Annotated in this window: 10 protein-coding genes and 1 pseudogene; 10 read left to right on the top strand and 1 reads right to left on the bottom strand. The window is 67.8% G+C overall.

Annotated features, from left to right (window positions below; genetic code table 11):
- Positions 1-206 precede the first annotated feature (206 nt).
- The 10 genes and pseudogenes from M9979_RS13190 (at position 207) to M9979_RS13145 (ending at position 10,764) form a co-directional block, all read left to right on the top strand.
- Positions 207-1,367: a tyrosine-type recombinase/integrase gene (locus tag M9979_RS13190; RefSeq protein WP_254289827.1), complete on the top strand. Its 1,161-nt coding sequence runs from the start codon at positions 207-209 to the stop codon at positions 1,365-1,367.
- Between the two features lie 162 nt (positions 1,368-1,529).
- Positions 1,530-1,988, top strand: coding sequence for a hypothetical protein (locus tag M9979_RS13185; protein ID WP_254289826.1), 459 nt, complete (start codon positions 1,530-1,532; stop codon positions 1,986-1,988).
- A 22-nt stretch (positions 1,989-2,010) separates the two neighbouring features.
- Positions 2,011-2,961, top strand: a complete 951-nt coding sequence (locus tag M9979_RS13180; RefSeq protein ID WP_254289825.1) for a hypothetical protein — start codon at positions 2,011-2,013, stop codon at positions 2,959-2,961.
- A gap of 189 nt (positions 2,962-3,150) precedes the next feature.
- Positions 3,151-3,273 (top strand): annotated as a pseudogene (locus tag M9979_RS13175) (S-adenosylmethionine:tRNA ribosyltransferase-isomerase); the annotation flags it as partial.
- Between the two features lie 72 nt (positions 3,274-3,345).
- Complete coding sequence (locus tag M9979_RS13170; protein ID WP_254289824.1) at positions 3,346-4,347, top strand: LacI family DNA-binding transcriptional regulator; 1,002 nt, start codon at positions 3,346-3,348, stop codon at positions 4,345-4,347.
- Complete coding sequence (locus M9979_RS13165) at positions 4,347-4,811, top strand: EF-hand domain-containing protein (RefSeq protein WP_254289854.1); 465 nt, start codon at positions 4,347-4,349, stop codon at positions 4,809-4,811. The genes M9979_RS13170 and M9979_RS13165 overlap by 1 nt, the downstream gene beginning before the upstream one ends.
- A 167-nt stretch (positions 4,812-4,978) precedes the next feature.
- Positions 4,979-6,112: a tRNA guanosine(34) transglycosylase Tgt gene (gene tgt / locus M9979_RS13160; RefSeq protein ID WP_254289823.1), complete on the top strand. Its 1,134-nt coding sequence runs from the start codon at positions 4,979-4,981 to the stop codon at positions 6,110-6,112.
- Between the two features lie 2 nt (positions 6,113-6,114).
- The gene (locus M9979_RS13155; protein WP_254289822.1) at positions 6,115-6,300 is read left to right on the top strand and encodes a hypothetical protein; all 186 of its coding nucleotides are present in this window, start codon (positions 6,115-6,117) and stop codon (positions 6,298-6,300) included.
- A gap of 182 nt (positions 6,301-6,482) precedes the next feature.
- Positions 6,483-9,314, top strand: a complete 2,832-nt coding sequence (locus tag M9979_RS13150) for a M16 family metallopeptidase (RefSeq protein WP_254289821.1) — start codon at positions 6,483-6,485, stop codon at positions 9,312-9,314.
- Positions 9,315-9,714: 400 nt separating this feature from the next.
- Entirely contained in the window at positions 9,715-10,764 is a 1,050-nt protein-coding gene (locus M9979_RS13145; RefSeq protein WP_254289820.1) for a cell wall hydrolase, read from the top strand.
- Positions 10,765-11,071: 307 nt separating this feature from the next.
- Here M9979_RS13145 and M9979_RS13140 read toward each other — a convergent pair whose 3' ends face one another.
- Positions 11,072-12,970, bottom strand: a complete 1,899-nt coding sequence (locus M9979_RS13140; RefSeq protein WP_254289819.1) for a S9 family peptidase — start codon at positions 12,968-12,970, stop codon at positions 11,072-11,074.
- Position 12,971 lies beyond the last annotated feature (1 nt).

Below are 12,971 nucleotides of genomic sequence, written 5' to 3'. Positions count from 1 at the left end.
GTACCGCTACCCTCCTTCGCTGGTCCAGAAGCGTTCCACCCTGCTCGTGCGGCTGATCAAGTTGCCCGCACGCCCCGCTGCACCTCGTGGGCGGGATTTTCGAACCCCAGGGCGCGGATTGCGCCGCTTTGTACCCACCCCCCCGACCGCCGCCGGGCGCCCGTCTGCGCGCCTGCGCCGCCGGCCTTCCAGAAGGATATGCCGACATGCCAGTTTTGAAATTGGACGCCGCTACTGTCCAAGGACTCTATTGCCCACCCGGCAAGGCCAAGGAGGTCTTCCGGGACGAAGCTATCACGGGCTTCTGCGTCGAGATGCACCGCAGCGGCGCGGCCACCTACGCGCTCAAGTACCGCGACCCGAACGGCACCCAGCGCCAGTACAAGATCGCCAACGTCGCGGACCTCTCGTTCGCAGAGGCCAAAAAGGAGGCGATCCGCATCCGCTCGCGCGTGGTCGTAGGCAAGAACCCGGCAGAGGAGCGAAAGGTCGAACGCATCGTTCCGACCCTCAACGAACTGGCCGCGCGCTACCTCGACTACGTGAGGACGTACAAGCGCAGCCACGACATCGACGCGCGCTACCTCAAGCTGCACCTGCTGCCCAAGTTCGGCCGCCGCCGGATCAACCAGCTGGACCAAACCGAAATCATGGAGTGGCTAAACGACAAGGTGCGGAGGGACGGCTACGCGCAGGCGACCGTCAACCGCTGGCAGGTAATCCTCGGGCACATGCTGCGGATGGCGAAGGTGTGGGGCGTCCCCGGAGCGGAGGTCAACCCGCTTGAGGGCGTGAAGCAGAAGGACCCGAACAACAAGGTGGAACGGTTTCTAACGCCCGCCGAAACGCAGCGGCTCAAGCGCGCCGTGGAGGACAGCCCAAACCCGATGCTAGCGCCGATCGTCGCGCTGTTGCTGATGGCCGGCTGCCGCAAGCGCGAGCTGCTGGACGCCAAGTGGGAGGAGTTCCGGCTCGACCAGCGCTTGTGGCGCATACCGACGAGCAAGACGGGCAAGCCTCGGCACGTCCCGCTCAGCGAAGATGCGGTGGCGGTGCTGCAGTCACTGCCGCGGGTGGAGGGTTGCCCCTATGTCGTCCCGAACCCGAAGACCGGTCTGCCTTTTACTTCCATCTACAACTCGTGGAACACCGCCCGCATCGCGGCGAAGCTCCCCGACGTCCGGGTCCATGATCTTCGTCACAGCATGGCGTCGAACATGGCCAACTCGGGCCAGTCGCTGCTGGTCATCGGCGAGATACTCGGACACGCGCAGCCGAAGACGACCCTTAGGTACGCGCACCTGAGCAACGAAGCGCTGCACCGCGCCGCCAACGCCGCTTCCGCCGTCAGCGGTTGGGGAAGCTGACTACAGGCCGGCCTCTCGGGTGACCTAGCGGTCGCTCGGGAGGCCGGCATCCCTTCGCCAACCAATTTTTTTGCATTCTCCGCTACGTCGCTTACGCTCGATGCCCATAGAGCGTCGGTAAGCGACCTCAATTCTGCAAAACCTACGCGCAAGGGGGATGAGTTGGCGTCGCTGCAAGAAAAGTTTCCTCACGAAATCGACCGCGCCACTACCAGCCTTTCAGCTTCTGAGGATAGCTGGCAGCTGTACTGGACGTTGCACGGGCCAGATAGACGGTACAACTCGCGCCAGCTTACGATCCTGCCCGCTGGCCACAAGTACCAATCACTTTGTGGATTACCGGGATACATCTCACTTGAGAAGCTTGAGGAAGCCTGCCGCGCCGCTAACGACAAGCTGAAGCTGCTACTAAGTGATACCGACTTTAAAGACAGTGAGGTCGATCTGCCCATTGCGGACGGCATCATGGTGCGAATGGGTAGGTTTAAAAACGGGGTTTTTTACAGCTATCATTGTCTGTTTGGTCATAATGCGGGTTTCAACGCACTTATGAGTGCGTTCGCTTGGGCGCGGGAGCGCGGCCCAGTACTTATGAAGAAATGTCATCTTCTCAGCACCTGAAAAGGTAAGATAAATCTTCCATGTGCGCGACAGGTCTTTGCTGATGCTCTCACCCGTAACTCCGCGAGCAGTCCGGTACGTCAAGCTCGGCGAAGGCGGCATGTGGGAAAGCGACTGCTTCGCTCGCGGTGTGCTTCGAATGGGGTTCGGGTCTGATGCCGATCGTGGATTTGCCCTCTGCGAAGCTCGCGACTGGGACGGTTTTGCGGCGATGTGGCGCGAGTACGGGAAGGCTCCAGGCGTCGCGACACGCTTCGCTAATGAGACACGGCACTTTGTGGAAGACGACGGCTCGATCCTCTGGATCACGTTTTCGGGCCAGCGGCTGCTATGGGCGACATTAGAGCCCGGGAGTCCTCTACAACGCACCCACGACGGCGACAGCACGGCGCGTCCCGTGGTCGGCGGATGGCGCGACACAGACATAAATGGCCTGCCGCTCATCAAGGGAAACCTCGCCGGCGATCTCGTCAGCCTCGCCGCTTACCGGGGCACGTCGTGCAGCGTCCCGCGTGAGGATTATGTCGTCCGCAAGGTCAATGGGCGCCGAGCGGACGAGGTTGAAGCCGCCGAAATAGCCCTGTCTGCAATGCGCGATGCGACGCTCGCGCTGATCCGAAGCCTCCAGCCAGACGATTTCGAATTGCTTGTGGACCTCCTCTTCACGCAGAGCGGCTGGCGACGGGTCGGCATTCTCGGCCGCACGCAGAAGACGCTGGACCTCGATCTCGTTCTCCCGAGCACCGGAGAGCGAGCAATGGTCCAAGTGAAATCGCGCACCGACTCTCGAGAGTTGGCCGATTACGTCGCACAGCTCGAAGTGGACGGCCCGCACAAGCGGCTGTTCTATGCTTTCCACTCTGGCGAGGCGTTGACGGCTGACCCTCGGGTCAACGTGCTCGGCCCAGACAGAATCGCCGATATGACCCTCGACGCAGGCCTGATGCGCTGGGTCATGGAAAAGGTGGGCTAGACGCTCGCCCGATCGGAGTGGCCGGCGGGAGGCTGGATTTCGGCAGCCGATCAAGCCAAAGCGCCTCCGCTAGGAAACTCCGCCGCGGAGGCTTCAGCTAAAAGTGGGAGATCGTTAGGAGTGCGAGGAAGTCGTCACCGTAACGGACACAACTCATTGTTTTATATGAGATTTCTTTTCTCGCCGCAGGCTCTGTTCATGCTGGTATCGGCGCTGATGGGGCGGGAGCGGATGCAGGCGGCCTACGCGCATGCCATCGGACACGGCTATCGTTTCTATTCCTACGGGGATGCGTCGCTGTTGCTGCCATAGCGGTTGCCTCGCGCGGCCAGTCATGGGATCGATTGCGCGCGCCGATGATCGTGGCGCGGGAAGGACGGGGCCTTGTCCAAGCCGAGGAATCTGGCGGATATCGCGGTGCTCGCGGGCGTATCGACCGCGACGGTTTCGCGCGCGCTCGCCGATCATCCGTCGGTCAGGGCGGCGACGCGCGAACGCATCCTGGCACTGGCGCGCGAACATGACGTCCGCCCCAACCAGCTCGCGCGCAACCTGAGGCTGCGCCATACCGGCGCGATCGGGCTCGCCATGCCGCTCGGCCATGCGCGTACGCAGCATCTGACCGATCCGTTCTTCCTCACGCTGCTCGGCTTCCTCGCCGACGGGCTCGTCGAGCGCGGCTACGACATCCTGCTGTCGCGGGTGATCCCGAGCTGCGACGACTGGCTCGACCGGCTGGTCGACAGCGGTCGCACCGACGGGCTGATCCTGATCGGCCAGTCCGACCAATATGACACGATCGAGCGCGTCGCCGAACGCTATGCGCCGCTGGTCGTCTGGGGCGTCCACCGCGACGGGCAGAGACAGCTGACGATCGGATCGGACAATCACGGCGGCGGGCGCCTCGCCGCGGAGCATCTCGCCGCGCAAGGCCGGCAGCGGCTGCTGTTCGTCGGCGACCCCGCGCCGCCCGAATTCGCCGATCGCCTTGCGGGCTTCCGCACCGGTGCCGCCGCCGCGGGGGGCACGGTCGAGGTGCTGGCGACCGCGATGACCCCCGATCAGGCGCTGGCGGGCGTGCGCGCGCGGATCGCGGCGGGGGACGTGCCCGACGGCATCTTCGCCGCCTCCGACGTCGTCGCGATGAGCGTGCTGCGCGCGCTCGCCGAGGCGGGCGTCGCGGTGCCGGACGAGGCGACGGTGGTCGGCTATGACGACGTCACGCTCGCCGCGCAGACGGTGCCGCCGCTCACCACGATCCGTCAGGATCTGGCGAAGGGCGCAGGCCTGATGATCGAGGCGATGATGCGCCGCATCGCCGGCGAGCCCGCGACCTCGACTGTGTTGCCCCCCGAACTGATCGTCCGCGGATCGAGCCTGTCATGATGCTATTGCCCCTGCTGCTGCAAACCGCCGCGCCATTGCCCGCCGGCGCCGTCCCCGCCGCCCCGGGCCAGCCGCCCGCGACGCTGGTCGTCGCGCCGGTGGCGATGGCGATCGCCGCCTTCGACGCGAACGGCGACGGCCGCACCACCCGTGCCGAGCTGGAAGCGGGCGTCGCACGCAGCTTCGCCGCGATCGACACGGGCGGCAGCGGGTCGCTCGGCTATATCGCCTTCGCCGACTGGGCGGAGCGCTGGCTCGGCGACCGCAACGCGCTGCCCAGCCCGTTCGAGGTCGACACCGATGGCGACAACCGCATCACGCTCGCCGAACTGCAGGCGGCGTTCGCGCGCGTCTTCGCGCGCCTCGACGTCGACAAGGACGGCAGCGTCACGCGCAAGGAGGTGCTGACGATCCGCGCGATGGCGCCGCGCGAGCCCATCGATCGGGGGAAGAAGAAGCGGTAGCACCCCGTTTCACCGTCGCCGCGCTCACCCTCACCCTTCGCCGCCTCCGGCGGCTATTCCCTCTCCCGGCGGGAGAGGGAGGGAGCGGCATAGCCGCGGAAGGGTGAGGGCGATCGATGCATTTCATCCGGCTCGACACCGCCCGCCGCCTCCGCCAAAGCCCTCCCATGTCCCGTTTCGCCTTCACCATCGCCGCCACCGACGGCCGCGCGCGCACCGGCGCGATCGAAATGCAGCGCGGCACGATCCGCACCCCTGCCTTCATGCCGGTCGGCACCGCTGCCACGGTGAAGGCGATGAAGCCCGCCGACGTCGCCGCTGCCGGCGCCGACATCATCCTCGGCAACACCTATCATCTGATGCTGCGTCCCGGTGCCGAGCGCGTCGCGCGGCTGGGCGGGCTGCACGGCTTCATGGGATGGGAACGGCCGATCCTCACCGATTCGGGGGGGTATCAGGTGATGAGCCTCGCCGATCTCACCAAACGCTCCGAAGAGGGCGTGTCGTTCAAGTCGCACCTCGACGGCACCCGCCATCTGCTCAGCCCCGAACGCTCGATCGAGATCCAGCGGCTGCTCGGGTCCAACATCGTCATGGCGTTCGACGAGCTGGTGCCGACCACCTCGACGCGCGAGGTGCAGGCCGCCGCGATGGAACGCTCGATGCGCTGGGCGAAGCGCAGCCGCGATGCGTTCGACGCGGGCGGCGAGCATGCCGCGAACAACGCGATCTTCGGCATCCAGCAGGGTGCGCTCGACGAAGGCCTGCGAAAAGCGAGCGCCGACGCGCTGATCGACATCGGCTTCGACGGCTATGCGGTCGGCGGCCTCGCGGTCGGCGAAGGGCAGGAAGCGATGTTCGGCTGCCTCGACTTCGCGCCGAACCAATTGCCCGCCGACAAGCCCCGCTACCTGATGGGCGTCGGCAAGCCCGACGACATCGTCGGTGCGGTCGAGCGTGGCATCGACATGTTCGACTGCGTCATGCCGACGCGATCGGGGCGCACAGGGCAGGCGTTCACGCGCGAAGGGCCGATCAACCTGCGCAACGCGAAGTTCGGCGAGGATCGGGGGCCGCTCGACCCGGCATGCGACTGCCCGGTCTGCGCCACGTGGAGCCGCGCCTATATCCACCACCTCGTCCGCGCCGGCGAGATCCTCGGTGCGATGCTGATGACCGAACACAATATCCGCTTCTACGAGGCCTTGATGGCGGACCTGCGACACGCCATTGCGGCGGGAGAGTTGACCTCGTTCGCCGCCGGTTTTCGCGCGCGTTATCAGCGGGGCAAGGGAGAGTAAGCATGTCCGACCAGCCCAACGAGATCCTCGAAGCCGCCGCCGCCGCCAAGGCGCAGCAGGACGCCGCCAAATCGCGGGAACCTGCGAAGAAGAACCACTGGCCGATGCGGATCATCGGCGTCGGCATCGGATCGGCTGCGGTGGCGGCGGCGGTGCTGTTCGCCAATTCGGGGAAGACGAAGGACTAAGGGCCGCTCGTCACCCTCACCCTTCCCACTGCCTTCGGCAGCGGGCCCCTTCCCTCTCCCATCGGGAGAGGGAGGGAGGCGCGAAGCGCCGGAAGGGTGAGGGTGAGAGGGCCCCGTGATTGACACCGCCCCCATCCTCCGGTTCAACCCCGCGCATCCTTCGTTCCAAGCCGGAGCCTCCCATGCGCCTCGTCCGTGCCGCCCTTCTGCTCGGGGCCGCGCTCCTGCCCCTTTCCGCCACCGCCCAGACCGCGCGGCCCAACACCGCGGCGGTCAAGCCGATCGCCTATACCGAACGCACGCTGGCGAACGGCCTGCGCGTCTATGCGCTGCGCGACACGACGACGCCCAACGTCGCGGTGCAGGTGTGGTACGATGTCGGGTCGAAGGACGACCCGCAGGGCCGCTCGGGCTTCGCGCACATGTTCGAGCATCTGATGTTCAAGGCGACGCGCAACCTCGTCAGCGAACAGATGGACCGGCTGACCGAGGATGTCGGCGGCTATAACAACGCCTCGACCAACGACGATTACACCAATTATTACGAGGTGATCCCCGCCAACCACCTCCAGCGCCTGCTGTTCGCCGAGGCCGACCGGATGGCGAGCCTCGTCGTCGAACCCAAGAGCTTCGCCTCCGAACGCGACGTGGTGAAGGAGGAGCTGCGCCAGTCGACGCTCGCCCGCCCCTACGGCAAGCTGTTCTCCACCTATCTGTCCGCCGCCGCCTATACGACGCACCCCTATGCGCGCTCGACGATCGGCAGCATCGAGAATCTCGAGGCCGCGTCGATCGATGACGTCCGCGGCTTCCACGCGACCTATTACCGGCCCGACAATGCGATCCTCGTCGTTTCGGGCAATTTCGACGCGGCACAGCTGAACGCCTGGGTCGACCAGTATTTCGCCAAGATCGCCAGGCCCGCCACCGCGATCCCGCGCGTCGCCGTCACCGAACCGCCGCGCACGAAGGCGGTGAGCTACACCGTCTACGAACCCAACACGCCGCTGCCCGCGGTGCTGATGAGCTGGCACGTCCCCGCCGACCGCGATGCGGACATTCCGGCGCTGACCGTGCTCAACACGATCCTGTCGACCGGCGAGAGCAGCCGGATGTACGAAAGCCTCGTCTACCGCGACCAGCTCGCGCAGGACGCCTCGTCCTTCCTCGACAGCAAGCAGGGCACCGGCAACCTGATCGCCTACGCGATCCTCGCCGGCGGCAAGACCGTCGATCAGGGCGAGGCGGCGTTGAAGCGCGAGATCGCGCGCTTCCGCGACGCGCCGGTCAGCGCCGCCGAACTCGCCGAGGCGAAGAACGAGATCCTGACCGCGACGATCAAGAGCCGCGAGACCGCGGAGGGCAAGGCGCGCACGCTCGCCTCGTCGGTCATCATCGACGGCGATCCCCGCGCCGCCGACCGCCAGCTCGCCGCGATCGCACAGGTGACCGCCGCCGACGTCCAGCGCGTCGCGCGCAAATATCTGGCCGAGAACCAGTCGGCGACGATCCGCTACCTGCCCGACACCGCCAGGCCCGCGGGGCAGAGCGGCGACACGATCGCCGTCGCCTCCACCGTGCAGACCTCGCCGCTGAAAGCGCCCGCCCAGATCGCGATCGTCACCCCCGCGCCCGAGGGCCAGCGCGTCCAGCCCCCCGCCGCCGCCGCGCCGGTCAGGGCGAACCTGCCGCAGCCGGTCGAGACGCGGCTCGCCAACGGCCTGCGCGTCATCACCGTCGAGCGGCACGATCTGCCGATCGCCACCGCCTACCTCGTCGCGACCGGCGGGCAGGCGCTCGATCCGGCGAACCGCTCGGGGGTCAGCAACCTCGCCGCCGGCCTGATGACCAAGGGCACCACCACCCGCTCGGCGACCGAGATCGCGCGGCAGGTCGAAAGCCTCGGCGGCTCGATCGGCGCCGGTGCGGCGAGCGAAGGCGGCACGGTCGAAGTGACGGTGAAATCCGACCAGCTCGCGCCCGCGATGACGATCCTCGCCGACGTCGCGCAGCACCCCGTCTTCGCGCCGGAGGAACTGGAACGCGCCCGCGCGCAGCAGGTCGATGCGGTCACCGTCGCGTTCAAGAATCCGGCGCAACTCGCCGCGCTGGTCGCCGACCGTGCCGCCTTCGGTGCCTCGCCGCTCGGCGCGCCGGGCAGCGGCACGCCCGCGTCGCTGAAGGCGATCGTCCGCGGCGACGTCACCGCCGCCTATGCGCGGACGTGGCGCCCCGATCAGGCGGCACTGATCCTCGTCGGCGACGTCACCGCGGCACAGGCGAAGGCGCTCGCCGAGACGCAGCTCGGCGGCTGGAAGGCTCCCGCCGGTGCCCCCGCTGCGCTGCCCGCCTTCGGTACGCTCCCCTCGCCGCGGACGATCGTCGTCGACATGCCCGGCGCAGGGCAGGCCGGCGTCGTGGTCGAGCGGCCCGCGATTCCGCGCTCGGACGCGCGTTACTATCCGTTCGCGGTCGCCAATACCGTGCTCGGCGGCGGCTTCTCGTCGCGGCTCAACCAGGAAATCCGCATCAAGCGCGGCCTCGCCTACGGCGCGTCGAGCGGCGTCGATGCGATGCGCGGCACCGGCAGCATCGCCGCACGCACCCAGACGAAGAACCAGACCGCGGCGGAGGTCGTCACGCTGATGACCGCCGAAATGGCGCGGATGGGCGCCGCCCCGGTGCCCGAGGCGGAGCTGGCGACGCGCAAGGCGGTGCTGGTCGGCAACTTCGGCCGCACGGTGGAGACGACCGACGGCATCGCCGGCATCCTCGGCGAATACGTCCTCGACGGCGTACCGCTCGCCGAACTGCAAAGCTACACCGCCAAGGTCGAGGGCGTCACCTCGGCGGCGGTCCAGTCCGCGTCGGCCGCGCTGCTCGATCCCAAGGCAGCGAGCGTCGCGATCGTCGGCGACGCCAAGCAGTTCATCGCCCCGCTGAAGGCTGCACGGCCGGAAACGGAGACGCTGACCGAGACGCAGCTCAATCTCGATAGTGCGACGCTGAAATGATCGGCTGATCCCCTCTATTCGTCATCCCCGCGAAGGCGGGGAGCCATAATCACGACGGCCGCGGATAGAACCGTACCGTCAGCCAGTATGGATTCCCGCCTTCGCGGGAATGACGATCGTGTAGGGGAAGCGACGGCCCGCATATTCGGTGGGCTTCGACGAAACCCATCGTGCTCCCGCGACGGCGGGAGCCCAGGAGTCCCGCATACCACGGTCGCGGTCCTGCTGGACTCCTGGGTTCCCGCCTTCGCGGGAACACGATACCGGGTCCGGGTAGAGAGTAGAGCGCTCCACCACCCATTCCCTACCACCACCCCCATCCGTACCATCGCGGGACGCCGCCGAATCCGGGGCGGACGCTACACCTCTCATAAGCTATGCGGCGGCTATGCGGGTGCCGATGCAGACGATCCGGACGATGACGCGCGTGTGGGCGGCGCTGGTGGCGATCGGGCTCGCGCTCACCGTCGCGCTGTCCGCGCAGGCCGCGTGGCGCGCGATCGCCGCACACGGAAGCATGTCCACGCCGCCGCTCCCCGCCCCCGCCGGCTACGAAGCGGAGGAGCATTTTCCGGGCGCCGCGCTGCTCTACGCCGATTTCACACCCCCGGCGACGCAGGATGCCGCAGCCCCGGCGCAGGGCGTCACCGGCACTACCGCCCTCCCCGCACTCCCGGTATCGCTCGCCGCGGCCAGCGCCGCGCTGCGCGCCGATGCCGGCAGCGTCGCCGCCGCGCCCTTTTCGATGAAGACGGCGAGCGGCCTCGACCGTGCGCGCGCGCTCGAATGCCTGACCGCGGCGATCTATTACGAGGCGGCGTCCGAACCCGACGCCGGCCAGTCCGCGGTCGCGCAGGTCATCCTCAACCGCGCGCGCCACCCCGCCTTCCCCGCCACCGTCTGCGGCGTCGTCTATCAGGGGTCGGAACGGTCGGGCTGCCAGTTCAGCTTCGCCTGCGACGGTGCGATGGCGCGCGTGCCGTCGCGCACCGCCTGGGCACGCGCCGCGCGCAACGCGAGCATGGCGCTGGCGGGTTACGTCTACGCGCCGGTCGGCCTCGCGACGCATTACCACACCTATGCGGTCACCCCGGCGTGGAACCGCAGCCTGGTAATGACCGACGTCGTCGGCGCGCACCTGTTCCATCGCTGGAAGGGCTTCTGGGGCACCAGCGCCGCCTTCCGCCAGAGCTATCGTGGCGGCGAGCCGCTGCCCGGCCCGCACACGCCGGTGCTCCAGCCGCCGGTCGCCGCCAGCCCCGCGCTGATCGCCGCAGCCGCGCCGCTGCCGGTCGCGCCGGTGACGCGCGCCGCCGACGTCCGTCCCGCCTATGCCGAAAGCGGTAGCTACGTGACGCCGCCGCCCGCGCCCGCGCGCGCGCACGACAATCTGCCGCCTGCCTCGACCGTGCTCGACAAGTGGAAGGATTCGGGCAAGCCGCTGTTGTAGGACTGCGGAAGATCAAACCCGTTCGTGCTGAGCCTGTCGAAGCACAGGGGTCCACAAGCAAGCGCTGTATTGGCGGCGCGCTGTGCTTCGACAGGCTCAGCACGAGCAGTAAAAAGGGCGGTCGAACGTCAGGCATTCGTTTGAGCGAACGCTATGTCGTCGCAAACATTATTCCGCCGCCACAAGGACATCGTCACCCCGGACTTGTTCCGGGGTCCACCCGTCCGCAAGCCCGAACGTTCATGCTCGCGGAACGGTGGATGCCGGAACGAATCCGGCATGGCGACGATAACGACGGCGGCCCCGGTTACTTCGCCGCCTTCACATATTTGTCGAACCACGCGATCGCCCGCTTGCGCACGTCCGCCGACTGCTCCGGCCCGGTCACGCAATGGCCGGCGTCGGGATAGATCACGAGGCTCACCGGCACGCCTTGGTCCTTCAGCGCATGCCACCATTCGATCGACTGCGTCGGCGGCACCTCGATATCGCGTTCGCCGACGTAGATGAAGGTCGGCGTCTTCGCCTTCTTCGCCTGATAGACCGCAGACACGGCCTCATACGCCTTGATGTCGTCGTACATCGACTTGCCGAAGAACGGCAGCAGCCACTGGTCGATGCCGTTGGTGCCATAATAGCTGACCCAGTTGGACAGGCCGGCACCCGCGACGATGCCCTTGAACCGGTTGGTCTGCGTGTTCGCCCACATCGTCATGAACCCGCCGTAGCTGCATCCGCCGAGGCCGAGCCGGTTGCCGTCGACCGGCGCCACCCGCTCGACCGCGTCGATCCCGGCGAGAATGTCGCGCAGGTCGCCGCCGCCGAAGTCGCGCCGGTTGGCGACGGTGAACGCCTCGCCCTGTCCGAAGCTGCCGCGCGCATTGGGCAGGAAGACGTAATAGCCCGCCTTGACCAGTTCGCCGTTCATCGAATGGGGCGCGACATAGCCCGGCACCGATGCGGACGACGGCCCGCCATGGACCATCGTAATCATCGGCGCCTTGCCGCCCGCCGGCGCATCGCGGGGGCTGAGCAGCCAGCCCTGCACGTCATAGCCCTCGTTCTTCCAGCTGATGCTGCGCGCGGTGGCGAGCGCCGGCGCAGCGTCGTTGTCGTGGGTGATCTGCCGCACGCCGGCGATCGGCCCGGCATAGATGGCCGGCGCATGTTCGTAATCCTGCACCACCGCCGCGACGACGCGGCCGTCGGCGGAGAACACCGCGCGCCCATCGCCCGCAGCCGCGCTGGCCGGCTTGGCGAAGCCCGGCACCACCGGCTGGCCCGGGGTCAGCGTACCGAACTGGAGGCGGTCGCCCGCCAGCGTCACCGTGCGCAGCCCGCCCGCGGTCCAGTCGACCGTGGTGACCGTCGACTTCGCGCCCGCGGTGACGTTGGTCGGCGTACCGCCGGCGATCGGCACCGTGAAAACGTCGCCGCCGATCGAGCCGAAATCGCTCATCAGCCCGCCGACATAGGCGACCGTCCGCCCGTCCGGCGAGACACGCGGCTGGTTGAGCTGCGTCGTCGGCTTGGCTATCGATCGCACCGCGCCGGTCGCGGCGTCGATAGCGTCTAGCGTCGCCACCCACCAATTGTCGTCGCCATTGCCGAGCGCCGTCGTCGCGACGAAGCCGCGCCCGTCCGGCGTCCAGTCATATTCGTAGACGTAGCGTCCGGCGGGCGACAGCGGCGTCACGCTCGTCGCCGGGGTGGCGATATCGAACACCGCGAGACGCTGTTCGTCGTTCTTCTCGCCGATCTCGCCGATCATCCGCACGCCCGCCTGCGTCGCGCCCGCTTCCTTGGCGGCGCCCAGCGTCACCAGCAGCGCGATGCGCTTGCCGTCGGGCGACACGCGCGGCGTCTGCGCGATGCCGGGGATCGTCGCGATCGTCCGCGTCGTGCGTGCATCGGCATAGGTCAGCCGCACCGTCGCGCCATCACGCGCGAGGAAGACGAGGTCGCCGTTGGGCGCGAAGGTCAGCCCGGCATAGCTGCACGTCGGGCACGGATCGATCGTCCGCAGCACGCGCCCGTCGGCGACGCTGCGCAGCGTGACGACGCCATGGCCGCCCGCGCTCTCGATCGCCGCGACGCGGTCGCCGGTCGGCGCGATCGCCAGCGCACCATATTGACGAAGCCCCTGCGCGTTCGCGGGAAACGCGGTGGCGGCCAGCAGCAGGGCGGTGGCGAGGGTATGGCGCATC

It is taken from the genome of Sphingomonas liriopis, assembly GCF_024211255.1.
Taxonomy (GTDB): Bacteria; Pseudomonadota; Alphaproteobacteria; order Sphingomonadales; family Sphingomonadaceae; genus Sphingomonas; species Sphingomonas liriopis.
The sequence above is the reverse complement of the archived record's forward strand: the minus strand, read 5'-3'. Positions and strand labels throughout refer to the sequence as shown.